This is a genomic window from Mesorhizobium sp. M0715 (assembly GCF_040320355.1).
In the GTDB taxonomy this organism is placed as follows: domain Bacteria; phylum Pseudomonadota; class Alphaproteobacteria; order Rhizobiales; family Rhizobiaceae; genus Mesorhizobium.
Map to the genome: position 1 here is coordinate 1 of NZ_JAMYPL010000042.1, position 22,752 is coordinate 22,752.

Genomic DNA, 22,752 nt, shown 5'->3' on the forward strand with positions numbered 1-22,752 from the left:
CGAAACCATCGAGGCAGCCGAATGCAAGAACTACTTCGAAAACGCAGGCTACGCTTCCGTCAAAATATGAAACGCTCTAGGGTCTGCGCTGCGTCGCTACGCTCCTTGCTCCGCCCTAGGATGACGAAGACGCGAGGGGCCTTCAGCCAACCTCGAAGGGGCGCTGCCCCGCCAGCGTTCCAAACAGAAAACCCGGCACAAGGCCGGGTTCTCAGAAACAACAACGATGACAGCAGGCCTCAGCTCACCTTGACCTTGGACGCCTCGTCCTCGGCCAGCTTCTGCTGGAACATCTGGGCGAAGTCGATCGGGTCTAGCATCAGCGGCGGGAAGCCGCCATTGCGGGTTGCCTCGGCGATGATCTGCCGGGCGAACGGGAACAAAAGGCGCGGGCATTCGATGAACAGGATCGGCAGCATGTGCTCCTGCGGAAAGCCTGCGATGGCGAACACGCCGCCATAGACCAGCTCGACATTGAACAGCACTTCCTGGTCGAAGGACGCTTTGGCGTTCAGCGTCAGATTGACGTCGAACTGCTTGTCGGAGAGCGGGTTGGCGTTGACGTTGACGTTGATGGCGATGCCCGGCGCCTTGTCGCGGCCGCGCAGCGAATTCGGCGCGCCGGGGCTTTCGAAGGACAGGTCCTTCACATATTGCGCCAGAACGTTGAGCGACGGCTGCGCCGCATTGCCGTTTCCGTTGGCTGCGCCGACCGGCGCGTCATCCTTGCTGGCCATAAGCCTTGTCCTCTTGCCTGGGCAGCGTCGCTGACCGAATTGAAATCGGGCGTTCGCTACCATGGCGGGGATGACAAGACAAGGTTTGCCGCCTTGCTTCTCGGCTGCGGATATAGATGGGACGGCGCCCTAATCGTCCTTCAGGCGGCGCCACGGCGAGTTGTGATCCGGGCCGCGCTTCAGATCGTCCTCGCGCGAATAGTCGCCGTCTTCGAGGTCGATGACCCTGTCGCGCTGGCGGCTGCGAAAACCGCCGGTCGAGAAATCGGTGGCGACGACAATACGGCCCTTGAACCGGTTCCAGGCAAAGTCGCGCAACGGCGGCAGGAACAGAAGCAGGCCGATGATGTCTGATATGAAGCCGGGGATGATCAGGAGGATCGCCGCAACCACGATCATGGCGCCGTGCGCAAGGTGGCGGCTTGGGTTCTGGCCGGCGGCCATCTCGGTGCGGATGCGGGCCATGACACCAAAGCCCTGGTACCGGAGCAAAAGCACGCCGGCGATGCTCGAGGCCAGCACGAGGCCGACCGTCGCCAGCGCGCCGACCTCACGGCCGACGATGACGAAACCGGCGATTTCCAGCAGCGGAAGCGCGAGGAGAAAGAAGGGAAGCAGCGAAATGCGCAAGTCTTGCCAACCTTTTTTCGATTGTTATGACGTTTCGATTGTTTTGGCCGCCAGTTGGCAATCGCCGCTGGCACTGAGGCTGTTAGATAGGTATGCCTGCCTTTGATTTGAATGATTGCGCCTTGCGTTCTATATGCTTTGAATGTTGAACGCTATGCGACCGTGGCCATTGGGCCTGACGGTCCGGCCACAGGGCAGGGATTGATTGGCGGAAGATATGGGATTCTTCGACTTCGGCACGATTTTCTTCCTGATTGCGGCGGTGGTCATCTTTTTCCAGCTGCGCAATGTGCTGGGCCGCCGCACCGGCAGCGAACGGCCGCCCTTCGATCCCTATTCGGCGGCTCGCACCGGCGACAAGGATGCCGCCCAGAAATCAGAAAATGTCGTCTCGCTGCCGCGCAAGCGCCCGCCAGGCGAGCCGGCTCCCGACACCTATGCCGCGATCGACGCTTTCGCCAAGCCCGATACCGACCTCAACAAGGGCCTGCGCACGATCAAGGACAATGATCCGTCCTTCGAGCCGAAGGGTTTCGTCGACGGCGCGAAGATGGCTGACGAGATGATCGTCATCGCCTATGCCGACGGCGATCGCAAAACGCTGAAGAACCTGTTGTCGCGCGAGGTCTATGACGGTTTTGTCGCCGCCATCGGCGAGCGCGAGGCCAAGGCGGAAAAGATCCAGTCCTCCTTCGTCGGCATCGACAAGGCCGACATCGTCTCGGCCGAGATGAAGGGCGGCGAGGCGCATGTCACGCTGCGCATCATCAGCGAGCTGATTTCGGCGACCCGCGACAAGGCCGGCGCGGTCATCGACGGCGACCCGGAAACCGTCGCAGAGGTCAAGGATGTCTGGACCTTCGCCCGCGACACGCGCTCGCGCGACCCGAACTGGAAGCTCGTCGCCACCGAGGAAGAAGACTAGTTCGGAAACACGCGGCGAGGCTCCGGTGTCGCTATCGCCTCTTTTTGTCGAGAAAGCCTTCGGCGATCTGCCCGGCTGGGACGATGACGACCATTCGGCGGCTTTCGCCGCCTTTCGCCGCTCGGCCTTCCATGTCCTGACCAAACCCTATCGCAGCGGTGCGCTCGGCGTCGACTTCGACGCCTTTGCCGATGCCTACGCCGAGGCCCGGACCGTTTCGCCGGCGAATCGGTCGCCGACCCGCGGGGAAGCCCGCGCTTTCTTCGAGCGCCATTTCGTCCCGGCGCTTATCCCCGCCGAACATGCCGGCGCCGGGCTCGTCACCGGCTTCTATGAACCGCAGGTCGAGGCGTCACCGGTGCGCACGGACCGGTTTTCGGTGCCGTTGCTGTCGCGCCCGGCCGATCTCGTCGATATCGACGACGGAAACCGGCCGCCCGGCCTGGATCCCTATCTCGCTTTCGCGCGCCAGACGCCGAGCGGGCCGGTCGAGTACCCCGACCGTGGCGAGATCGAGCGCGGCGCGCTTGATGGCAAGGGTCTGGAAATCGCCTGGCTGGCCGACAAGGTCGATGCCTTCTTCATTCACGTGCAAGGTGCCGCACGCCTCGCCATGACCGACGGCCGGCTTGTCCGCGTCACCTATGCCGCCAAATCCGGCCAGCGCTTCACCGGGCCCGGCAAGATCCTAAGCGAGCTGGGTGAGATTCCGCTGGCGGAGGTGACGATGCAGTCGATCCGCGTCTGGTTCAAGGCGCATCCGGACCGCGTCGACGAGATCCTGCGGCAGAACCGCTCTTACATCTTCTTCCGCGAGGCCGATGTCGAGGACGCGGCCCTTGGCCCGATCGCCGCCGCCAAGGTGCCGCTGACGCCGGGCCGCTCGATCGCCGTCGACCGCCTGCTGCATACATTCGGCACGCCCTTTTACATCGACGCGCCGACGCTCACTGCTTTCGACGCAGAACCGTTCCGCCGCCTGATGATCGCGCAGGACACCGGCTCGGCCATCACCGGGCCGGCGCGGGGCGACCTGTTCGCCGGTTCGGGCGATGCCGCGGGCGAGATCGCCGGCGTGGTCCGCAATGCCGCGGATTTTTATGCGCTGATCCCACGCGCGCTCGTTGCGGGTGCGATCCGATGACCCGGCGCCCGGACAAGCTCAGCGAGGACGACCGGGTTCTGTGGAACCTGGTGGCGCGCACGGCCAAGCCGCTGAAGGGCAAATTTGCCGTCGACATCCCCGACATTGCCGCCGAGGCTAGGCCAAATCAGCCGCAGCCGGCCCACCCTGCTGCCAACGCCGCAGGGACCGCAAAGCCGAAGGCTCAGCAAGTCACGCACCGCCTCGACGAGCCGACACTGGACAAATTATCGAAAGGCCGGCTGCCGATCGAAGGCCGCGTCGACCTGCACGGCATGACGCAGGACGAGGCTTATTCGCTGCTGTTTTCATTCCTGCACCGGGCGCATGCCGGCGGCATCCGCTATGTCCTGGTCATCACCGGCAAGGGCTCGTCCTCCGGCGGCGATGGCGTGTTGCGGCGCGCGGTACCGGCCTGGCTGTCGACGCCCGCCTTCCGGCCGCTGGTCTCCAGCCACGACCATGCCGCCCGTAATCATGGCGGTTCGGGTGCGCTCTATATCCGCCTGCGGCGGGCGCGCCTGTGAGGAGCTCTATCATGAGGGTGGGGACATGACCCCGTTCGGAGAGAAGCTGCGGACGCTTAGGAGCGAACGCGGTGTCCGCCAGAAGGACATGGCGGCGGCGATCGGCGTCAGCGCCGCCTATCTGTCGGCGCTCGAACATGGCAGGCGCGGTGCCCCGACCTGGACGCTGATCCAGAAGATCATCGGCTATTTCAACATCATCTGGGACGATGCCGAGGAACTGGCGCGGCTGGCCGAGGCCTCGCATCCGCGTGTAAAACTCGACACGTCGGGTCTTTCCCCCGCCGCCACCGAGCTTGCCAATCTGCTGGCGGAAAACATCGAAAAACTCGACGAAGCCGAGCTTCGCCGCATCACCGCATTGATCCGCGCGGCGTTAAACCAGCGGCCGTAGTCCGACGATCCGAGCGTGATGCAAGTTCGCCTGCTTCAGAAGGAAACTGCCCGCCGGCGGACCGCCAGCGGGCACAGTGGTGAGATCATTTCTTGCCGGCCGTGCCGCCATTTCCGCCCCGGCCGTGATCGCCATTTCCGCCATGGCCATTGTTTCCGCCGCCCAGGCAGTCCGACGCCCCGGCATCACCGCAACAGCGGCCGGCCCAGAGATCGTTGAGGTTGGTTTTGGCACAGCTGGTGGTGGTCTGATCGGCCATGGCGGATCCGGCCATGCTCGACACCGCGAGAGCGGCAAGAAGGGTGTTTCGCAGAAAAGCAGTCATCTGAAGTCTCCATGGTTGGTTTCGGTTCACGGCTGTGTGTCGCTGGCCGGAGCGAAATGGTTCACGGAGAGATGCGAGATTATTAGAGGATGCGCGCGGCGCCAAGGATCGCCGATGCCGCCCTGTTCGTGCAGAAGCTACTGCACCGCGCCGACCAGAACCTGCTGGCCACCGCGGATCGAGACCCAGCGGCCGGTGTTGTCGATCGCCTGCCGCTTGAGGAAGCGGTAACCGGTCGCGTCCCATGGTTTGACCTTGTCGGTCAGATTGTCGAGCACATAGTCGCCCTCGTCGGTGCGCACCGTCAGCACGGCGTGACCCTCGCCGTCGGGCTTGCGCACGACGGTGATCAGAAGATCGGCAAGCGATATGCTCATACGCGAAAGCTGGCGCCGCTTTTCCAGCACATAGTCCTCGCAATCGCCGACGCCCTTGTCGGGATAGGCCCAGACCTCGTCCTTGCCGTAGATGTCCATGTCGCTCATCGGCTTGACGGCGGCATTGACCCTGGCGGTGACATTGAGGAGCTTGCGCATCAGCCCGTCGCTCATCGGAGCCGGCGCCAGATTGGTCGGACGGATCGAGCACTCGCCCGGATGCAGCTTGCAGAAATCATAGTGGCCGATCGGCTGCGAGGTAAGCCCCCCGGTCGCCATCGCTCCACCCGCCAAGGCCGGTGCCACCCAGCCCGCCGTCACTGCCAGCCCGGCCGCCACATACACGCGCAGCCGTTGCGCCATCGATGAGGAAATCATTGTCCCCGCTCACCCTTTGTTATTAACGAAAGGTTAAGGGGGATTTACAGTCCGTGTCAATTACGACGACGGTCGGATTGTCGGCATGGTTACCCGAGGGGCTGGACAGCGGCACTTGTGCAACAGAATCGGCCAGCCAACCGGCTTTTACCGGTCAATTGCACCGGTTTGTCGCCGTTAAGCTTGGTTTATGCAGATCATCGTCCCAAAACCGCAATTTTGGTCGACGTGCATTATCTCTTGGCGGCGCGGACCAGCTTGGGCTTCACCGCGACACGCTCCTGGCGGCCATAGCTGGCGATGAAGTCGACGATGCGCGGCACGATTTCGGAACGGAAGCGCGAACCGTTGAACACGCCGTAGTGGCCAACCGCCGGCTGCATGTAGTGGGCATGCCGCTCAGCCGGGATGTTGGGGCACAGATCATGCGCCGCCTTGGTCTGGCCAAGGCCCGATATGTCGTCGTTCTCGCCTTCGACCGTGAACAGCGCGACGTTGCGGATCGCCGACGGATCGATCCTGGTGCCGCGATGTGTCATCTCGCCCTTGGGCAAGGCCTGGCGCACGAAGACCGTGTCGACGGTCTGCAGATAAAACTCCGCCGTCAGGTCCATGACGGCAAGATACTCGTCGTAGAAATCACGGTGCTTCTCGGCATTGTCGCCATCATGCTTCACCAGATGCATGAAGAAGTCCTTGTGGGCGATGATGTGGCGGTCGAGGTTCATGCTCATGAAGCCGGACAGCTGCAGGAAGCCTGGATAGACCTCGCGGCCGAAGCCCGGCACCGGCCAGGGCGCCTGCATCACGACATTGTCGCGGAACCAGTCGATGCCCTTTTCCTGCGCCAGCAGATTGACCGCGGTCGGGTTGCTGCGGGTGTCGATCGGGCCGCCCATCAAGGTCATGGTCGAGGGCACGAAGGGGTCGCCCTTGGTTTCCATCAGCGCCACGGCGGCCAGCACGGGCACGGAAGGCTGGCACACCGCCATCACATGCGTGTCCGGCCCCAGCGTGTGCAGCATGTCGATGACATAGTCGATGTAGTCGTCGAGATCGAATTGGCCGTCGGCAAGCGGCACCATGCGGGCATCGACCCAGTCGGTTATGTGCACGTCGGCATAGGGTAGCATGGCTTCGACCGTGCCGCGCAGCAGCGTCGCATAGTGGCCCGACATCGGCGCCACGATCAGAAGCTTCGGATCGGGCTTGCGTCCGGCGGGGACAGTGCGCTCGAAGCGGACGAGATTGCAGAACGGCTTCGACCAGACGGTCTTTTCAGTGACCTCGACGCTCTTCCAGTCGACCACGGTCTTGGTCAGGCCGAAGGCCGGCTTGCCGTAGCGGCGCGTGGTGCGCTCGAACAGTTCGGCCGTCGCCGCGATCGAACGGCCCCATTGCGTGTGGGAAAACGGATTGAGTGGATTGGAGTAGAACATCCGCACCGCGTCGGCATAGAGGCGCGCCGGCTGCAGGGCCGCGTGGTTCATCTCATAGAGCTGGTAGAACATCGAGAACCCCGCTGCTGCCTGCGACCGAAGGGACGACGAGCCGCGCCGAGCCCTAGATGTCTCGCGGGGAAGTTAACAACTAATTGCTGCGATGCAATACGTCACGCGGCGTGACCAATGCTTCTTTGGTTAAAGGCCGTGGAAATCGGGGCCGAACGGTGCCAGCCGGCTCAGTGTGCGACTGCGAAATGTGTAAGCCGAAATGTGTAGGCAATGTGTCCGGCTCTCTTGCCGGACACAGGAAGCTCTAGACGCGCGCCATGCACACGGACGTGTGGCCGGAGCCGATGAAGCCGAGCTGGCCGGCCGCACCCTTCGACAGGTCGAGCACGCGTCCCTTGATGAACGGACCGCGATCGTTGATGCGCACGACGACGCTGCGGCCGTTGTTCTTGTTGGTCACTCGGAGCTTGGTGCCGAAAGGCAAGGTTCGGTGGGCAGCGGTCAGCGCCGAAGGGTTCATGCGCTCGCCCGATGCGGTCTTGGAGTGCAGGGCATACCACGAGGCGCGGCCGCACTGGCCGGCCGCGGTTGCCGAAGAAGCGCCGACCATCAGGCCAGCAGCGATCGTTACCGCGACAAGCGCGGTCTGTTTTGAGTTCTTCATATTTGGGGGATGGCTCCGTTTTTGACAGACCCCAGCCGTTAGGTGCCAAATAAGGCGCGAAATGCGGCAGTCATCTGGCGGTTCCGTGGCAATGGCACACGTTTGGAGTCGCTGGGTAACAGTCTGTCAGGGATTTTCCGGTGCGCGAGGATCAGTCAATGATGATCTTTGTCCTGCTGTCAGGCATTCGTTTGACAAGATCGAACATTAATATCCAAGTAGAGTCCGACACGGTCGGGCCACTTCCTTCGGCTCTTTTATCGCGGCCCCGATGCTGCAACCAATCGACTTCAAAAGGGAGATCCGGCAATGAGGCTGATCAAAAATCTGCTGGCATTGATTGTGCTTGCCATCGGCGCGCTGTGGTCGCTTCAGGGCGTCGGCGTGGTCGGCGGCAGCTTCATGACCGGCCAGTCGCAATGGCTCTATATCGGCGTCGTCACAATGCTGGTCGGGCTGGTGGGATTGGTCTGGACGAACCGGTAGGGGTTGAGCTTCGAAGAAAGGTCGACCCCCACTCCGTCGAGCTTCGCTCGCCACCTCTCCCCCGATCGACGGGGGAGAGGAAAGGCGCGAGCTTGCCGACCCAGGCCCCTTTCCTCTCCCTCCGGAGGGGGGAGAGGTGGCGCTGCGGAGCAGCGACGGAGTGGGGGAAGCCGCTCACCAATTGCGCCGCCGCCCCCGACAGCTACCCGAACAGCCGGTCCAGTATCTTGCCCTCAAGCCGCGCAAGCTCGACCGAACCGCGCCGGCGCGGCCGTTCCACGGGCACATCCAGATCAAGCGCGATCCGGCCTTCGCTGATCACCACGACCCGGTCGGCCAGCGCGACCGCTTCGGCGACATCATGCGTGACCAGCACAGCCGTGAACTTCTGCGCGATCCAGATGCGTTCCAGAAGCTGCTGCATCTCGATGCGGGTCAGGGCGTCGAGTGCGCCGAGCGGCTCGTCGAGAGCCAGGATCTGCGGGTGGCCGACCAGCGCGCGGGCCAGCGCCACGCGCTGCTTCTGACCTCCGGACAGCACCGAAGGCCATTCGTCGGCCCGATCGGCAAGCCCGACCTCGCCGAGAATGTCGAGCGCGCGTTGCCTTGCCTCCGCGCCGGAAGCAATCCCGGTCAGCCCGACCTCGACGTTTTTCACCACGCTGGCCCAGGGCAGGAGCCGTGGCTCCTGGAACATGAAGCGCGTGCGGCTGTGTCCTTCCTCTGCCACGCCGAATGTCAGCGATCCCGATGTCGGCCGGTCGAGCCCGGCCAGAAGCCGCAAAAGCGTGCTCTTGCCGCAGCCGCTCTTGCCGATGACGGCAAGGAACTGCCCGGCCGGCACGTCCAGGTCGATGCCGTCGAGCACGGTCTTGTCGCCGAAGCGCTTGCCGGCTTGCCTGAAGGCAAAGGCCCGCTGCCCTTCGACGGAGCCGATCGGCCGCACCGGCGTGGCGACGAAGGAACGGGCTGCGGTCAGGCTGGCGGCGGTCATGGGCAATCTCTCATCCGTTCTGGAAGGCCGGATGCCAGCCGAGCGACAGCCGCTCGAGCAGGCGGGCGAGGCTGTCGGCGAGCTTGCCGAGCAGCGCGTAGATCAGGATCGACAGCACGACGACGTCGATCAGCAGGAATTCGCGCGCCTGCATGGCCATGTAGCCGAGGCCGGAGCTGGCCGAGATGGTTTCGGCGACGATCAGCGTCAGCCACATGATGCCCAGGGCATAGCGCAGGCCGACGAAGATCGCCGGCAGCGCACCGGGCAGGATGACGCGGAAGAACAGGGCGCGTCGGTCCATGCCGTAGACGCGGCCCATCTCGACCAGCTGCGGGTCGACGCTCTGGATGCCGAGCAGCGTGTTGACGTAGATCGGAAAGAACACGCCGAGCGCCACCAGGAACAGTTTGGCTTCCTCGTCGATGCCGAACCACAGGATGACCAGCGGGATCAGCGCCAGATGCGGAATGTTGCGGATCATCTGCAGCGTCGTGTCGGTCAGGCCGCGGCTGAGCGTCGACAGCCCGTTGGCAAGGCCAAGCGCAAAGCCGATCGAGCCGCCAATGACGAAGCCGGCAAGGGCGCGCGCGGTCGAGACCCCGATGTTGCGGATCAGTTCGCCCGACAGCGTCAGCCGCCAGAAGGCCTCGGCGACCGCGCTCGGCGCCGGCAGCACGTTGGCGGGCATGACGCCGGCGCGGCTGGCAACCTCCCAGCCGGCAATAACCAGCGCCGGGAGCAGCCAGCCTATGGCATTGTTATGCAGGCGTGTGGAAAAGCTCATGACGAAGCCTGCAGGCGGTTGGCGCCATGGAAGCCGACCGAGAATTCGTTGGCGATGTTCTCATGCGCCCGCTGCCGCCTGGTGCCGAGCCCGAGTTTCGGGAACAGAAGCTCGGCGACGCGATAGGCCTCCTCGAGATGCGGATAACCCGAGCCGATGATGGTATCGATGCCGATCGCCTGGTATTCCCGGATGCGCTCGGTGATCTGTTCCGGCGTGCCGACCAGCGCCGTGCCGGCGCCGCCGCGCACCAGCCCGACACCGGCCCACAGATTGGGCGAGACGACCAGCCTGTCACGGCGTCCGCCATGCAATTGCGCCATACGGCGCTGACCGACCGAATCCATCTGGTTGAGGAAGCGCGCCTGCGCATTTTCGATCTGTGCGTCGGTGACATGGCTGATCAGCCGGTCGGCGGCGCGCCAGGCTTCGTCCTCGGTCTCGCGGACGATGAAATGCAGCCTGATGCCGAAACGCAGTTTTCTGCCGCGCAGTGCCGCTTTTGCGCGCGCCGCGGCCAGCTTCTCGGCAACCTGCGCCGGCGGCTCGCCCCAGGTCAGATACATGTCGACGAGGTCGGCGGCGAGGTCCTGGCCCGCGTCCGACGACCCACCGAAATAGAGCGGCGGCCGCTCCTGGTGCGGCAGAAGGTCGAGGCGGCCACTCTCGACGCGGTAATATTTGCCGTCGAAATCGACCCGCTGGCCCGACACCAGGCCGCGCCAGATGGTCAGGAACTCATGCGCCTGGGCATAGCGCTCGTCATGCGGCAGGAAGACGCCGTCGCCGGCGAGCTCGGTCGGGTTGCCGCCGACCACGACATTGAGCAGCAGGCGGCCATTGCTCAAGCGATCGAGGGCGGCGGTCTGGCGCGCGGCGAAAGTCGGCAGCGTGACGCCCGGCCGCAGCGCAACGAGAAACTTCAGCTTTTCGGTCAGCGTCGCGAGACCTGTCGCGGTGATCCAGGAATCCTCGCAGTTCTGACCCGTGGGCAGCAGCACGCCGGGAAAGCCGAGCCGGTCGACCGCTTGCGCGATCTCCTTGAAGTAGCCGAATTCAGGCGGCCGCTGCTGCTCCTCGGAGCCGAGATAGGAGCCATCGCCATGCGTCGGGATGAACCAGAAGAAATCGAGCGGTGCGGTGCTGGCAGGCGCGGTCATGTCTGGCACAGTCACGGGCGGATCTCCTGGAGATATGGGTGCAAACGCAAATGGCGCCGGGCGTTTTCACCCGGCGCCGTCAGGGGACAAGTTAGTTGCCGGGTGCTGTCCACACCGCGTCGGAGATGCGGACCGCTTTCGGGATCAGCCCGAGCTTATAGAAGCGGTCGGCGGTGGCCTGCTGGCCGGCGATGATCTCGTCGGTGATCGGAAAGATGCCGAACTTGGTGCGGTTGGCGGCGATGATCTGCGCGTCGAGCGGCACGCCGGTCACCTCATGCAGCGCCGCGGCCACCTTGTCGCGGTTCTGGTCGGCCCATTTCGCCGCCTCGCCAAGGGCCGATATCGTCGTGGTGATGGTTTCGGGGTGCGCCTTGGCGAAATCCTTGTTGGCGAGGAAATAGGTATTGACCTTGAGCACCTCGCTGGAGCGGGCCAGCACACGCGGCTGGTAGCGGGTTTCGGCGATGGCGAAGAACGGATCCCAAACGCTCCAGGCATCGATCTGGTCGCTGGCGAAAGCTGCGGCTGCATCCGCGGGGCTGAGATAGACCGGCGTGATCTGGTCGAACGGAATACCGGCCTTTTCCAGTGCGGCGACAAGCAGATTATGCGCGCTGGTGCCCTTCCCGACACCGACGCGCTTGCCCTTGAGATCGGCGACCGACTGAATCGGCGACGCCGGCTTGACGAAGATCGCCTCGCCGTCGCCGTTCGACGGCAGCGCCGCCGCATAGACGATGTTAGCGCCGGCCGACTGGCCGAAGATCGGCGGTGCGTCGCCGGTCCAGCCGACATTGATGGCGCCGACATTGAGCGCCTCGACCAGCGGCGGCCCGGCGGTGAACTCGACCCATTTGACCGCCACGCCCTTGTCTTCAAGTGCCTTTTCGATCACCTGCTGCTGCCTGGCGATCACCGGCAGGCCGGTCTTCTGATAGCCGATGCTGAGCTGCTTCAGCTCCTGCGCCGCGGCGCCGGACGACACGGCGACCGTCGCCGCCAGCAGGCCGATGCCGAAGACACGTCTCGTCAGATTGAAAGGCTTGGTCAGATTGAACATTGATCCCTCTCCTTCGCTGCGGATCGGCGCCGGGAAATGGCCTCGCCGGTTGGAAGATGGATCAGGCTAGGTAGTTCTATAAATTTAGTAGAGGAATAATTTTGCGAGATGGACTTGAAGAGCGGATTTGTTTTCTGCCGGCAGCCCCAGCTTTCGTCATCCTAGGGCGAAGCAAGGAGCGAAGCGACGCGGCGCAGACCCTAGGATCCATGCCGTGACGGTGATGCTATGCTCCGGCGGTGCAAGGAACCGAGCGCCTACCAGCCGGTTCCACGAAAGAGCTCGAACCACTCCGGATTGGCCCTCTCGATCAGCTCGATCTTCCATTGTCGTGACTTGTGCTCGGGTACGCGGCGGCCGAGGTCGTTGGTGACGCCGATGTAGATCGTACCGCGCTTCTGACTCGCGGTCATGTAAGCATAGCCGGTCATGGTTGAAGGGTAGCCCGCGTGAGTTGGCGTGCAAAGCGACATTTCTGATCCGCCGCATTCTACGACCACCGCCACGGCATGGATCCTAGGGTCTGCGCTGCGCGCTGCGCCGCGCGCTTCGCTCCTTGCTTCGCCCTAGGATGACGAAGCTTAAGTTAAGCCGTCTTCGTGACACAAGTCGTGCCCCGCCCCCTTCACTGCGACCAATACTGCCAGGCCCAGTAAAAACTCTCGTCGCGTGGCGGCAGGCGGTCGCGCTCGGCGTCCCAGCGGACCGGCGTTGGCGATTTCAGTTGCTGTTCAAGCGGCTGGTTTTCCCTGGTCCAGGCGAGAAGCCAGTTACCGGCTTGGGCGAACAGCACGGCGGTGGAATGGGTCATCGTCATTCTCCTGCTCCTCTGGGCTTCGATCATTCGTGTCCCGCCCACGGGACGAGCACGCGCTCGATCCTGCGGATGGTGAATTCGAGCACGAAGGCGATGGCCGCGATCACCAATATGCCCATCACCACCACGTCGGTGACGAGGAACTGGGCGGCCGACTGGATCATGAAGCCAAGCCCGCGTGTCGCCGCCACCAGCTCGGCGGCGACCAGCGTCGACCAGCCGGCGCCGAGCGCGATGCGCAGTCCGGTGAGGATCGACGGCAGCGCGCTGGGCAGAATGACGTGGCGGACCACTTGGCGCTGGGTAGCACCCAGCGAGCGCGCCGCGTTGATGCGCTCCTGCGAGACGCCGCGAACGCCGGACGCGGTCGACAGCGCCACCGGCGCCAGCATGGCAATGGCGATCACCAGGATCTTCGACGGCTCGCCGATGCCGAACCAGATGATGACCAGCGGCAGGTAGGCGAGCGGCGGGATCGGCCGCAGGAATTCCAGCAGCGGATCGAAGATGCCGCGCCCGATCGTGCTGATGCCGATGGCGAGCCCAACCGGCACGCCGATGAGGATGGCGGCGACCAGCGCGCCGAAAACCCGGCCCAGGCTGGCGACCGCATGCTGCAGCAGCGTCGCATCGACGAAGCCATCACGGGCGACGGTGATGAACTTGTTCCACACGGCGGCAGGCGATGGCAGAAACACTGGCGACACCAGTTGCAGGCGGGCCGACAGCGCCCACAGCGCCAGCACCACCAGGATGGTGACAGCGCTGACCGCGCGGGCCGAAACGCCTTTACGCTTGGGGCTGGGTCGCGACCATGGCACCGACAGGCCGTCGGCCTCGTCGATCTTGTGTCCCGGTCGCTCCGTGTAGGAAGTAACGGTCATGCCGCTTCTCCTTCGAAGATCGCATCGGTCAAGTCCGCGCGGGCTTCGGAAAAAATCGGATCGGCCTTGATCGTGCGAATGGCTTCGCCAGACGCGTAGCGTCGGGAAAAACCGGGCTCGAAGCTCCGCACTACGCGGCCCGGGCCGGGCGCCAGCACGATGATGCGGGTGGCCAGCACCAGCGCCTCCTCGATGCCGTGCGTCACCATCAGCACGCCGACCTCGCTTGCCGTCCACAGATCGAGCAGCGTCGTCTGCATGCGTTCGCGCGTCAGCGCATCGAGCGCGCCGAGCGGTTCGTCGAGCAGCAGGAATTCGGGTTCGGCGGCGAGCGCCCGGGCCAGGCCGACACGCTGGCGCATGCCGCCGGAAAGCTCCCAGATGCGTTTGTCGCCGGCGTCGGTGAGCTTCACCAGCGCCAGCAGCTCATCGGCGCGCTGGGCCCGCTCGGCTGGCCTGACACCGCGCAGCCTGAGCGCGAAGGCAACGTTTTCGCGCGCCGTCAGCCATGGGAACAAAGCATCGTTCTGGAACACCACCGCCCGGTCCGAGCCTGGCGCGGTGATCGGCTTGCCGTTGATGGAGGCGCGCCCGCGCGCCGGCGCGACAAGGCCGGCGGCGACGTTGAGCAGCGAGGTCTTGCCGCAGCCGGAACGGCCCACCAGCACGACGAAATCGCCCTTGGCGACATCGATCGACACAAGCTCGACGGCAGGCTCCGCCTGGCCGTCATAGTGGATCGAGACCTTGTCCAGCACGAGATGGGGGTCGAGCACGAGATGCGCCATGGATGCCTCGCAGATTTGAAGGAAAAACGCCTGTCCCGGAACCACTCCTCGTCAGCGGTTCCGGGGCAGGCAGCACGCGGCGTCAGGGAAGGAGATCCGCGCGCGTTCAGAGCAATTCCAGGAAAAGTGTGAAGCGGTTTTCCGTCCGGAATTGCGTGAAACGAGTACTAGTTCGAGGCGAGCGCCTCTGTGACGTATTTCGACGACACGTATTTCGAATAGTCGGGAAGCACGGCTTCGATCTTGCCTTGCTCCTTGAGGAAGGCGGATGTCGCTTCCACCGCCTTGACCGTGCCGCCGCCGAGGAATTTGTCGGAGGCCTGTTCTTCGAGCGTCGGGAAGACATAGCCCTTGAGCAACTGCGGCACTTCTTCCAGCTTGGCGCCGGTGATCTTGGCGATCGCGGCCGCCTGCGGCGACGACACCGACCAGGCGTCGGGCTTGGCGAGGAACTCGGCATAGGCGGCGCCCGTCACCTTGACGAAGTCGCGCACTGCCTCAGGGTTCTTTTCGGCGAAGTCGGTGCGCACGATCCAGGCGTCGAAGGTCGGCGCGCCCCAGGCGGCGACCTGCGAGGAATCCAGCACCACCTTGCCGGTCGTCTTGATCTGGCCGAGCGCCGGATCCCAGACATAGGCCGCGTCGATATCGCCGCGGGAAAAGGCCGCCGCGATTTCCGGTGGCCGCAGATTGAGGATCTCGACCGACTTCGGATCGACGCCCTCGTGCTTCAGTGCGGCGAGCAGGCTGTAATGCGTCGTCGAGACGAAGGGCACGGCGACTTTCTTGCCGGCGAGGTCGGCGATCTCAGCGATGCCGGCGCCGTTGCGCGCAACCAGCGCTTCGGATTCGCCGATCAGGCCGACGATGAAGATGGTCTGGATCGGCAGCTCGCGGCTCGCCGCCGCCGCCAGCGGGCTCGAGCCGACATAGCCGATATCGACCGAACCGGAAGCGACCGCGGCGATGACATCGGCGCCGGAATCGAATTTGCGCCAGTCGATGGTGGCCTTCGTCGCCTTTTCATAGGCGCCGTCGGCCTGCGGCACTTTCGAGGGTTCGACCACTGTCTGGTAGCCGATGGTGATCTTGAGGTCGTCGGCAAGGGCAGGGCCGAGGAAGGCGGCGCCGGCTAGTGCGGCGGACGAGAGAAGAACAATGCGTCGCGAAATCGTGGACATGAAGGGCTCCTGAAAGAGAGAATTGGAATGCCCCATGATAGTCAGCTAATTCTATCATTCTTGTAGAGTTAAATCCTTCCAACCAAGGCGAGCTTGTTAGAAAAAAGCTGTCGATGGTGGGTGGCGAGGCGGATAGGGCGGCTGCAAGCGATCTCCTGGCTTGATCCAAGCCGTGACGTTGGGGGCTCGGCTACTGTCCGAAGTCTTCGGATGTCGGCGGGACAGCACCCCCCTCTGGCCTGCCGGCCATCTCCCCCGCAAGGAGGGAGATCGCTGTCATCCCGGCTTTCGCCAATCGCCATCGTTGCAGGTGTTGAACCTACGGTGGATTTGCCAATCTCCCCCTTTGCGGGGGAGATGCCCGGCAGGGCAGAGGGGAGTGCTGTCCTGCCAGCGTCCGGCAAGGTTGTGCACGCACCAACGCTCGAAGGAATGGCATGACCTCGATCGCGAACGAGAATTCCTAGTCTTGCCCCTGTCAGGCAAATCCATACCCAAAAAAGCCATGGATTCGAAAACACCTTCCACAGTGCTCCAGCATAAATATAGTATTCTTATCGACATGAGAGAGTTGGAGTCGGCGATGAGCGGCCACCACATCACCATGATCGCTCGCGGCATGGATCGGCTTTCGCCGTCGCGTCAGTCGATGCCGACCACATCCGGCCCTGGAGGACCATTTTGCCATCCCACTGCTCTCAAAGGGCATTTTTGTGCTTTCGAGGGCACAAGGTCGGGCTAAAATGGCCACAGCGGCTTGAAAACGAAGCAAAATCAACGGTTCTCGGCTTGTACATCATGTCACTAGAATTTATGTGTCATGCGGGCTTGGACGCGGCGGCAACGCACGCCAGGCGTTTTGCAACCGATGGTTCCACGCCGTCGCATGACAGAGAAATTTTGATCTCATGCTCACGAAAAAGGGCAAGTACGGCCTCAAGGCGCTCGTCCATCTCGCGCAATTGCCGGCCGGGCAGCTTGCCTTCGTCAACGACATCGCCACCGGCAACAACATCCCGAAGAAATTTCTCGACGCCATCCTGGGCGAGTTGCGCAATGCCGGCTTCGTCCAGAGCCGCAAGGGCAAGGATGGCGGCTATCGCCTGGCGCGCCCCGCCGACGAGATCAAGGTCGGCCATGTCGTGCGCGTCCTCGACGGTCCGCTGGCGCCGATCCCCTGCGCCAGCCGCACCCAGTACCAGCGCTGTGAAGATTGCAACGAGGCGACATGCCAAGTCCGACATCTGATGCTCGAGGTCCGGCAGGCGATCGCCGAGGTGCTCGATCAGCGCAGCCTCGCGGAAATGCGCGACATCGTCCTCGACGACCTATCGGTCGCGAAGCGCATCGACGACCTGCCGGTTGCGAGGGACATCGGCGATCTGCCGGTCGCGGTGAAGGTCCAGGCCTGACACTGGCGCTGCGCAGAGCGAAGGCATGCCTATGACCGGGCGCGCCAACTCCATCATCATTGTCGGCGGCGGCGCCAGCGGCGTCGTGCTGGCCGCGCATCTCCTGAAGTCGCCCAATCCCGACCTGCGCGTCACGCTGATCGAAAGGCGCCCGCATTTCGGCCAGGGCATCGCCTATTCGACGCTGCTCTCGGCGCATGTCTTGAATGTTAGCGCCGCCGGCATGAGCGCCTATGCCGACGATCCCGGCAATTTCTGGCGCTGGCTGCAGGAGCGCGGCCTGGCAACGGCCGAGCAGGCGCCCTTCTATGCGCCGCGCAGCATCTATGCCCGTTACCTCGGCGAATTGCTCGACGAGCTGCAGGCGCGCGAAAAGCAGACCGGGCGGCTTCGGCTGATCCGCGAGGAAAGCCTCTCGATCACGCCCACCGCATCCGGTGTCGAAGTGGCGCTGGCCAACGGCACCAGCGTCGTTGCGCATCTCGCCGTGCTGGCCACCGGCCACGACGAGGAGCCGGCGCAAGGCCATGCCATCAGGATGGGATCGGAAGCCGACACAGCACTTCCCCCCGACGCCGGCGTCATGGTGCTGGGCACCGGCCTGAGCATGGTCGATGCCTTCTTGGCGCTGGAACAGCGCGGCCATCGCGGCGATATCATAGCTGTGTCGCGGCGCGGCCTGCTGCCCTCGCCGCATCGTAAGGGCAATCCGATCAAGCTCGACGTCGCCGACATTCCGCTCGGCACGCAGCTCTCCTATTTCGTCGGCTGGTTCCGCGACCTGATCAAGGAAAACCAGAAGGCCGGCATCGACTGGCGCGACGTCGTCGACGGCCTGCGGCCGTTCAACCAGAAGATCTGGCAGAACTGGCCGGCTTCCGCCAAGCGCCGCTTCGTCGAGCACACCAAGGCCTGGTGGGACATCCACCGCCATCGCATGGCGCCCGAGGTCTACGCCCGCGTCACCGAAGCCGTGCGGTCCGGCCGCATCCGCCTGGTCGCCGGCCGCGTCGTCGACATCGCGCGCAACGGCGAATTCACCGTCCAGGTCCAGTCGCGCCACACGCAGCGCCTCGAGACCTTCGAGGTCGCCCGCATCTACGATTGCTCTGGTATCGTCAGGGACATCTCGACCTCGTCGAACAGCGTCGTGCGCTCGCTGGTCGACCGCGGCCTAGCACGGCCGGATCCGCTGCGCATCGGCCTCGATGTATCGGCCAAATGCGAGATCATCGCCGGCGACGGAACCGTCTCGGCCAAGATCCTCGCCGTCGGCCCGCTGACGCGCGGCACCTTCTTCGAGATCGACGCCATTCCGGATATCCGCGTGCAGTGTGCGAGGCTGAGCAAGCAGTTGTTGGGTTGAAGCAGGACCTTTGATGCCGGCGGGACAGCACCCCCCTCTGTCCTGCCGGACATCTCCCCCGCAGGGAGGGAGATTGGCAGCTTCGCCTGATGCACCCTCTTCTTCGACGTTGGAGATTGGCGAAACCGGCGGCGACATCCGATCTCCCCCCTTGCGGGGGAGATGGCCGGCAGGCCAGAGGGGGGTGTGACGGAGTGCTGCGGTAGCGTTTTGTTTGAGACCACAGCCACAACCCGGAATTTCATTCCGCATCTGGCCGGTTGATTGGCACGATCTATCTTCTTTCCGACTGCAAAGGGCTGGAAAAGAGGATACGCTGCCGCTCTGCCTTGAGGCGGTCGCTTGGTCATGGAGCATCGATATGAGCGAGCACGAGATCGCCGCAGCCGACGAATTGTCCCGCCTGCGTCCGCCCTATGCGTCGGTTCTCGACCTGATCGGCCAGACGCCGGTGGTCGAGCTGACCAAATTCGACACCGGCAAGTGCCGGCTGTTCATCAAGCTCGAAAGCCAGAACCCCGGCGGCTCGATCAAGGACCGCATCGCGCTGTCGATGATCGCCGCGGCTGAAAAGCAGGGCAGGCTCAGGCGTGGCGGCACCATTGTCGAGGCGACCGCCGGCAACACCGGCCTCGGCCTCGCCCAGGTCGGCATCCCCAAGGGCTACCGCATCGTGCTGGTTGTGCCCGACAAGATGTCGCGCGAAAAGATCCAGCATCTGCGCGCGCTCGGCGCCGAGGTGCGCATGACACGCTCCGATGTCGGCAAGGGCCATGCCGAATATTACCAGGACATGGCCGAGAAGATCGCGGCGGAAACGCCCGGCGCCTTCTATGCCAACCAGTTCGCCAACCCGGCCAATCCGCTGGCGCATGAAACCACCACCGGCCCGGAGATTTTCTCGCAGCTCGACGGCGATGTCGACGCCGTGGTCGTCGGCGTCGGCTCGGGCGGCACGCTGACCGGGCTCGGCCGCTACTTCGCGAAAGTGTCGCCGAAGACCGAAATGGTGCTGGCCGATCCGGTCGGCTCGGTGCTGGCGCCGCTGATCAAGACCGGCAAGATGGAAGAGGCTGGCAGCTGGACGGTGGAAGGCATCGGCGAGGATTTCGTGCCGCCCAATGCCGATCTGTCGCTGGTCAAGAAGGCCTATTCCATCCCCGACAAGCAGAGCATGCTGGCGGTCCGCGACCTCTTGTCGAAGGAAGGTATCCTCGCCGGTTCGTCCTCAGGCACGCTTTTGTCCGCCGCGCTGCGCTATTGCCGCGAGCAGACGGTGCCGAAACGCGTCGTCACCTTCGTCTGCGACAGCGGCAACAAGTATCTGTCGAAAGTGTTCGACGATTTCTGGCTGGCCGAGCAGGGGCTGGCTGAGCACGAGCAGCATGGCGATCTGCGCGATCTGGTGATGCGCTCGCACCGCACCGGCGACACCGTCTATGTCGGCCCGGACGAAAGCCTGCTCAACGCCTATGGCCGCATGCGCCGTTCCGATGTCTCGCAGCTGCCGGTGCTCGACAATGGCAAGCTCGTCGGCATCGTCGACGAAAGCGACATCCTGGCCAAGGTCGACGGCCCCTATGACGGCCGCTGGGAGCGCTTCAACGGCCCGGTGCGCACGGCCATGACCTCCAATCTGCACACGCTGCAGGCCAGCCAGACGCTGGATGCGCTGCTGCCGGTGTTCGACCGCAACGAGGTCGCCATCATCTTCGACGGCGACGAATTCGTCGGCCTGATTACCCGCATCGACCTGATCAACCATTTGAGGCGCGCACGATGACCAGCAGCACACCGCCAGCCGGAAAAAACCGCCTGGCCTTCTCGACGCGCACCATCCATGGCGGCCAGAGCCACGACCCGCTGACCGGCGCGGTGATGGTGCCGATCTACGCCACCTCGACCTTTGCCCAGCAGTCGCCCGGCGTGCACAAGGGCTTTGAATATGCCCGCAGCCAGAACCCGACGCGCTTTGCCTTCGAGCGCGCGGTGGCCGATCTCGAAAGCGGCTCGGCCGCTTTCGCCTTCGCGTCCGGCCTCGCGTCGATCGCCACCGTTCTGGAGCTGCTCGATTCCGGCGCCCACATCGTCGCCACCGACGACATTTATGGCGGCTCGTTCCGGCTGATGGAGCGGGTGCGCAAACGCTCGGCCAACCTGCAGGTCTCGTTCGTCGACTTCACCGACCTCGCTGCCGTCGAGGCGGCGATCCGGCCCGAGACGAAAATGCTGTGGGTCGAGACGCCAACCAACCCGCTGCTGCGCATCGTCGACCTCGAAGGCGTTGCGGCACTCGCCAAGCACAAGGGGTTGCTCACGGTCGCCGACAACACGTTTTGCAGTCCCTATATTCAGCGGCCGCTGGAGCTCGGCATCGATATCGTGGTGCATTCGACGACGAAATATCTCAACGGCCATTCCGATATGGTCGGCGGCGTCGCCGTGGTCGGCGACAACAAGGAGCTCGCCACCCAGCTGAAATTCCTGCAGAACGCCATCGGCGCCATTTCGGGTCCGTTCGACAGCTTTCTGGCGCTGCGCGGGCTGAAGACGCTGGCGCTCAGGATGGAGCGTCATTCCGCCAATGGCCTCAAGATCGCGCAATGGCTGGAAGCGCGCCGCGACGTCCGCCGCGTCATCTATCCCGGCCTCGCCAGCCACCCGCAGCACGCCGTCGCCGTCCAGCAGATGCACGCCTTCGGCGGCATGATCACAGCCGTGCTCGACCGTGACCTTGCCGGCACCAAAAAGTTCCTCGAACGCACGCAACTGTTCACGCTCGCCGAAAGCCTCGGCGGGGTGGAAAGCCTGATCGAGCATCCGGCGCTGATGACGCATGGGTCCATTCCGGCCGAGAAGCGGGCCGAGATCGGCATATCGGATTCGCTGGTAAGATTGTCGGCGGGGATCGAGGATGGCGACGATCTGATCGCGGATCTGGATCAGGCGCTGGGGGGATAGGCAGCGATCCTTCACACCCCCCTCTGTCCTGCCGGACATCTCCCCCTCTAGTGGGGAGATCAGATGTCACTTCCGCTTTCGCTAATCTCGAACGTTGCAAGACGAGCGGCGCCATCGAAGCTGCCAATCTCCCTCCTTGCGGGGGAGATGGCCGGCAGGCCAGAGGGGGGTGCTGTCCCGCCGACGTCGGACCGATCTCTTCGCCGCGACAACGGTCAACGGCAAACCGCGCTTCGCGCATCGTTCAGCCAAGCCCCGTTGACCCCGAACCCCATCTGCCCGAAGTGTAGCGCCCCATGGCTACACACGCCCCACCCAAACCCACCGACACCCCGCTCACCTTCGCGGTGCTGGTGTTTCCCGGCTTTCCGATGATGGCGTTCAGCTCGGTCATCGAGCCGCTGCGTGCCGCCAATGTCCTGGCGAAAAGAGAATGCTATCGCTGGATCATCGTCGGCGGCACGAAAGGCGCGGTCGAGGCGTCGAACGGCGTCGTTATCCAGCCGGGTTTTTACGCCGAGGATGCGCCGAAGGTCGATCGCATCGTTGTCTGCTCGGGCGGCGATGCCGATCATCTCGTCGCCGAGGACGCAGCACACTGGATCCGCAAGAGCCTGCGCAACGGCGCCCATATCGGCGCGGTGGCCGATGCCGCGTTCTTCCTCGCCCGCGCTGGCCTGCTCGACGGCCATGCCTGCACCTTGCACTGGACCAGCCAGGCCGCCTTCACCGAAGCCTTCCCCAACATCGAGCTTAGGCGCGACCTCTATGTCATCGACCGCAAGCGCTTCACCTCGGCCGGCGGCGTCGGCAGCCTCGACATGATGCTGGAGATCATCACCCGCGACTACGGCGCCGAGCTTGCGGCCGGCGTCGCCGAATGGTTCGTGCACAGCCAGCTGCGCTCCAGCATCGACCGCAAGATGATGCCGCTGCGGCTGCGCACCGGCGTTCAGAACGAACTGGTGCTGTCGGCCATCGCCATCATGGAGGACGCGGTCGAGGAGCGGCTCGGCATGGCCGAGCTGACCGCGAAGCTCGGCGTCTCCTCCGACAAGCTCGAACGCTCCTTCCGCTCCGAACTCGCCATCTCGCCCAATGGCTATTACCGGCGCCTGAGGCTGAAACGCGCCGCCGACCTTTTGGCGCATTCGACGCTCGCCGTGCGCGACGTGGCGCTGGCCTGCGGCTTCGCCTCGATGTCGAGCTTTGCCCGGGCGTTTCGCGAGGAGCACGGGCATCCGCCGAGATTGGCGAGGAGGCATTAGGGGACTTGCTAATCGCGCCGCGACGAGTTC

At 64.1% G+C, this 22,752-nt stretch carries 25 protein-coding genes; 10 read left to right on the forward strand and 15 right to left on the reverse strand.

What is annotated here, in order from left to right; genetic code table 11:
- Positions 1-239: 239 nt before the first annotated feature.
- The gene (secB, locus tag NKI21_RS30725; protein ID WP_023813420.1) at positions 240-737 is read right to left on the reverse strand and encodes a protein-export chaperone SecB; all 498 of its coding nucleotides are present in this window, start codon (positions 735-737) and stop codon (positions 240-242) included.
- A 129-nt stretch (positions 738-866) separates the two neighbouring features.
- Positions 867-1,367 (reverse strand): FxsA family protein, encoded by a 501-nt coding sequence (locus NKI21_RS30730; protein ID WP_023813421.1) that lies wholly within the window; start codon positions 1,365-1,367, stop codon positions 867-869.
- A gap of 217 nt (positions 1,368-1,584) precedes the next feature.
- Between NKI21_RS30730 and NKI21_RS30735 the strand changes: the two genes are divergently transcribed.
- The 4 genes from NKI21_RS30735 to NKI21_RS30750 are packed head-to-tail and all read left to right on the forward strand — an operon-like array spanning position 1,585 to position 4,357.
- The gene (locus NKI21_RS30735; protein WP_352868925.1) at positions 1,585-2,292 is read left to right on the forward strand and encodes a Tim44/TimA family putative adaptor protein; all 708 of its coding nucleotides are present in this window, start codon (positions 1,585-1,587) and stop codon (positions 2,290-2,292) included.
- 25 nt (positions 2,293-2,317) lie between these two features.
- Complete coding sequence (gene mltA / locus NKI21_RS30740; protein ID WP_352868928.1) at positions 2,318-3,436, forward strand: murein transglycosylase A; 1,119 nt, start codon at positions 2,318-2,320, stop codon at positions 3,434-3,436.
- Complete coding sequence (locus tag NKI21_RS30745; protein ID WP_352868931.1) at positions 3,433-3,963, forward strand: Smr/MutS family protein; 531 nt, start codon at positions 3,433-3,435, stop codon at positions 3,961-3,963. The genes mltA and NKI21_RS30745 overlap by 4 nt, the downstream gene beginning before the upstream one ends.
- Before the next feature lie 25 nt (positions 3,964-3,988).
- A complete protein-coding gene (locus NKI21_RS30750) occupies positions 3,989-4,357 on the forward strand; it encodes a helix-turn-helix domain-containing protein (RefSeq protein ID WP_352868934.1) in 369 nt (122 codons plus the stop codon).
- Positions 4,358-4,442: 85 nt separating this feature from the next.
- On the opposite strand, the gene NKI21_RS30755 is transcribed toward NKI21_RS30750, so the two are convergent.
- The 4 genes from NKI21_RS30755 to NKI21_RS30770 all read right to left on the reverse strand — a co-directional run bounded on the left by NKI21_RS30755 (position 4,443) and on the right by NKI21_RS30770 (position 7,555).
- Positions 4,443-4,616: a hypothetical protein gene (locus NKI21_RS30755; protein WP_352555704.1), complete on the reverse strand. Its 174-nt coding sequence runs from the start codon at positions 4,614-4,616 to the stop codon at positions 4,443-4,445.
- Between the two features lie 203 nt (positions 4,617-4,819).
- Entirely contained in the window at positions 4,820-5,437 is a 618-nt protein-coding gene (locus tag NKI21_RS30760; RefSeq protein ID WP_027040328.1) for a transglutaminase-like cysteine peptidase, read from the reverse strand.
- Between the two features lie 233 nt (positions 5,438-5,670).
- Positions 5,671-6,948, reverse strand: a complete 1,278-nt coding sequence (locus NKI21_RS30765) for a polyhydroxyalkanoate depolymerase (protein WP_352868938.1) — start codon at positions 6,946-6,948, stop codon at positions 5,671-5,673.
- A 247-nt stretch (positions 6,949-7,195) separates the two neighbouring features.
- Complete coding sequence (locus NKI21_RS30770) at positions 7,196-7,555, reverse strand: septal ring lytic transglycosylase RlpA family protein (protein ID WP_352868941.1); 360 nt, start codon at positions 7,553-7,555, stop codon at positions 7,196-7,198.
- Between the two features lie 309 nt (positions 7,556-7,864).
- On the opposite strand from NKI21_RS30770, the gene NKI21_RS30775 reads away from it, so the two are divergent.
- Entirely contained in the window at positions 7,865-8,041 is a 177-nt protein-coding gene (locus NKI21_RS30775) for a hypothetical protein (RefSeq protein ID WP_352868944.1), read from the forward strand.
- A gap of 202 nt (positions 8,042-8,243) precedes the next feature.
- Here the strand turns inward: NKI21_RS30775 and NKI21_RS30780 are convergent, their stop codons facing one another.
- The 9 genes from NKI21_RS30780 to tauA all read right to left on the reverse strand — a co-directional run bounded on the left by NKI21_RS30780 (position 8,244) and on the right by tauA (position 15,715).
- A complete protein-coding gene (locus tag NKI21_RS30780; protein WP_352442350.1) occupies positions 8,244-9,035 on the reverse strand; it encodes an ATP-binding cassette domain-containing protein in 792 nt (263 codons plus the stop codon).
- Positions 9,036-9,045: 10 nt separating this feature from the next.
- A complete protein-coding gene (locus tag NKI21_RS30785) occupies positions 9,046-9,822 on the reverse strand; it encodes an ABC transporter permease subunit (RefSeq protein WP_352868946.1) in 777 nt (258 codons plus the stop codon).
- The gene (ssuD, locus tag NKI21_RS30790; protein ID WP_352723058.1) at positions 9,819-10,982 is read right to left on the reverse strand and encodes an FMNH2-dependent alkanesulfonate monooxygenase; all 1,164 of its coding nucleotides are present in this window, start codon (positions 10,980-10,982) and stop codon (positions 9,819-9,821) included. The genes NKI21_RS30785 and ssuD overlap by 4 nt, the downstream gene beginning before the upstream one ends.
- Before the next feature lie 91 nt (positions 10,983-11,073).
- Positions 11,074-12,045, reverse strand: a complete 972-nt coding sequence (locus tag NKI21_RS30795) for a sulfonate ABC transporter substrate-binding protein (RefSeq protein WP_352868949.1) — start codon at positions 12,043-12,045, stop codon at positions 11,074-11,076.
- 257 nt (positions 12,046-12,302) lie between these two features.
- Positions 12,303-12,476 carry a GIY-YIG nuclease family protein gene (locus NKI21_RS30800; RefSeq protein WP_128305618.1) on the reverse strand — a complete coding sequence of 58 codons (174 nt, stop codon included), beginning with the start codon at positions 12,474-12,476 and terminating at the stop codon, positions 12,303-12,305.
- A gap of 194 nt (positions 12,477-12,670) precedes the next feature.
- The gene (locus tag NKI21_RS30805) at positions 12,671-12,856 is read right to left on the reverse strand and encodes a hypothetical protein (protein WP_352868953.1); all 186 of its coding nucleotides are present in this window, start codon (positions 12,854-12,856) and stop codon (positions 12,671-12,673) included.
- A 29-nt stretch (positions 12,857-12,885) separates the two neighbouring features.
- Positions 12,886-13,746, reverse strand: a complete 861-nt coding sequence (locus NKI21_RS30810) for an ABC transporter permease subunit (protein WP_352868956.1) — start codon at positions 13,744-13,746, stop codon at positions 12,886-12,888.
- Complete coding sequence (locus NKI21_RS30815; protein WP_352868959.1) at positions 13,743-14,534, reverse strand: taurine ABC transporter ATP-binding protein; 792 nt, start codon at positions 14,532-14,534, stop codon at positions 13,743-13,745. Before NKI21_RS30815 ends, NKI21_RS30810 begins: the two co-directional genes overlap by 4 nt.
- Positions 14,535-14,701: 167 nt before the next feature.
- Positions 14,702-15,715, reverse strand: coding sequence for a taurine ABC transporter substrate-binding protein (tauA, locus tag NKI21_RS30820; RefSeq protein WP_352868962.1), 1,014 nt, complete (start codon positions 15,713-15,715; stop codon positions 14,702-14,704).
- 908 nt (positions 15,716-16,623) lie between these two features.
- Between tauA and NKI21_RS30825 the strand changes: the two genes are divergently transcribed.
- The 5 genes from NKI21_RS30825 to NKI21_RS30845 all read left to right on the forward strand — a co-directional run bounded on the left by NKI21_RS30825 (position 16,624) and on the right by NKI21_RS30845 (position 22,722).
- Positions 16,624-17,127, forward strand: a complete 504-nt coding sequence (locus NKI21_RS30825; RefSeq protein ID WP_352442344.1) for an RrF2 family transcriptional regulator — start codon at positions 16,624-16,626, stop codon at positions 17,125-17,127.
- 31 nt (positions 17,128-17,158) lie between these two features.
- A complete protein-coding gene (locus tag NKI21_RS30830; RefSeq protein WP_352613173.1) occupies positions 17,159-18,493 on the forward strand; it encodes an FAD/NAD(P)-binding protein in 1,335 nt (444 codons plus the stop codon).
- Between the two features lie 361 nt (positions 18,494-18,854).
- Positions 18,855-20,276: a pyridoxal-phosphate dependent enzyme gene (locus NKI21_RS30835; protein ID WP_352868965.1), complete on the forward strand. Its 1,422-nt coding sequence runs from the start codon at positions 18,855-18,857 to the stop codon at positions 20,274-20,276.
- Positions 20,273-21,454, forward strand: coding sequence for a trans-sulfuration enzyme family protein (locus NKI21_RS30840; RefSeq protein ID WP_352868968.1), 1,182 nt, complete (start codon positions 20,273-20,275; stop codon positions 21,452-21,454). The genes NKI21_RS30835 and NKI21_RS30840 overlap by 4 nt, the downstream gene beginning before the upstream one ends.
- Before the next feature lie 296 nt (positions 21,455-21,750).
- Complete coding sequence (locus NKI21_RS30845) at positions 21,751-22,722, forward strand: GlxA family transcriptional regulator (RefSeq protein WP_128305626.1); 972 nt, start codon at positions 21,751-21,753, stop codon at positions 22,720-22,722.
- Positions 22,723-22,752 lie beyond the last annotated feature (30 nt).

Excerpts from the sequence above, each read along its gene's own strand:
- NKI21_RS30805 (WP_352868953.1), bottom strand. The coding sequence starts at position 12,856 with ATGACCCATTCCACCGCCGTGCTGTTCGCCCAAGCCGGTAACTGGCTT.
- NKI21_RS30810 (WP_352868956.1), bottom strand. The coding sequence starts at position 13,746 with ATGACCGTTACTTCCTACACGGAGCGACCGGGACACAAGATCGACGAG.
- NKI21_RS30835 (WP_352868965.1), top strand. The coding sequence starts at position 18,855 with ATGAGCGAGCACGAGATCGCCGCAGCCGACGAATTGTCCCGCCTGCGT.
- ssuD (WP_352723058.1), bottom strand. The coding sequence starts at position 10,982 with ATGACCGCGCCTGCCAGCACCGCACCGCTCGATTTCTTCTGGTTCATC.
- NKI21_RS30840 (WP_352868968.1), top strand. The coding sequence starts at position 20,273 with ATGACCAGCAGCACACCGCCAGCCGGAAAAAACCGCCTGGCCTTCTCG.
- NKI21_RS30815 (WP_352868959.1), bottom strand. The coding sequence starts at position 14,534 with ATGGCGCATCTCGTGCTCGACCCCCATCTCGTGCTGGACAAGGTCTCG.
- NKI21_RS30800 (WP_128305618.1), bottom strand. The coding sequence starts at position 12,476 with ATGACCGGCTATGCTTACATGACCGCGAGTCAGAAGCGCGGTACGATC.
- secB (WP_023813420.1), bottom strand. The coding sequence starts at position 737 with ATGGCCAGCAAGGATGACGCGCCGGTCGGCGCAGCCAACGGAAACGGC.
- NKI21_RS30735 (WP_352868925.1), top strand. The coding sequence starts at position 1,585 with ATGGGATTCTTCGACTTCGGCACGATTTTCTTCCTGATTGCGGCGGTG.
- NKI21_RS30745 (WP_352868931.1), top strand. The coding sequence starts at position 3,433 with ATGACCCGGCGCCCGGACAAGCTCAGCGAGGACGACCGGGTTCTGTGG.
- NKI21_RS30825 (WP_352442344.1), top strand. The coding sequence starts at position 16,624 with ATGCTCACGAAAAAGGGCAAGTACGGCCTCAAGGCGCTCGTCCATCTC.
- NKI21_RS30765 (WP_352868938.1), bottom strand. The coding sequence starts at position 6,948 with ATGTTCTACCAGCTCTATGAGATGAACCACGCGGCCCTGCAGCCGGCG.
- NKI21_RS30830 (WP_352613173.1), top strand. The coding sequence starts at position 17,159 with ATGACCGGGCGCGCCAACTCCATCATCATTGTCGGCGGCGGCGCCAGC.
- NKI21_RS30755 (WP_352555704.1), bottom strand. The coding sequence starts at position 4,616 with ATGGCCGATCAGACCACCACCAGCTGTGCCAAAACCAACCTCAACGAT.
- NKI21_RS30845 (WP_128305626.1), top strand. The coding sequence starts at position 21,751 with ATGGCTACACACGCCCCACCCAAACCCACCGACACCCCGCTCACCTTC.
- NKI21_RS30785 (WP_352868946.1), bottom strand. The coding sequence starts at position 9,822 with ATGAGCTTTTCCACACGCCTGCATAACAATGCCATAGGCTGGCTGCTC.
- NKI21_RS30760 (WP_027040328.1), bottom strand. The coding sequence starts at position 5,437 with ATGATTTCCTCATCGATGGCGCAACGGCTGCGCGTGTATGTGGCGGCC.
- NKI21_RS30780 (WP_352442350.1), bottom strand. The coding sequence starts at position 9,035 with ATGACCGCCGCCAGCCTGACCGCAGCCCGTTCCTTCGTCGCCACGCCG.
- tauA (WP_352868962.1), bottom strand. The coding sequence starts at position 15,715 with ATGTCCACGATTTCGCGACGCATTGTTCTTCTCTCGTCCGCCGCACTA.
- NKI21_RS30795 (WP_352868949.1), bottom strand. The coding sequence starts at position 12,045 with ATGTTCAATCTGACCAAGCCTTTCAATCTGACGAGACGTGTCTTCGGC.
- NKI21_RS30775 (WP_352868944.1), top strand. The coding sequence starts at position 7,865 with ATGAGGCTGATCAAAAATCTGCTGGCATTGATTGTGCTTGCCATCGGC.
- NKI21_RS30750 (WP_352868934.1), top strand. The coding sequence starts at position 3,989 with ATGACCCCGTTCGGAGAGAAGCTGCGGACGCTTAGGAGCGAACGCGGT.
- NKI21_RS30770 (WP_352868941.1), bottom strand. The coding sequence starts at position 7,555 with ATGAAGAACTCAAAACAGACCGCGCTTGTCGCGGTAACGATCGCTGCT.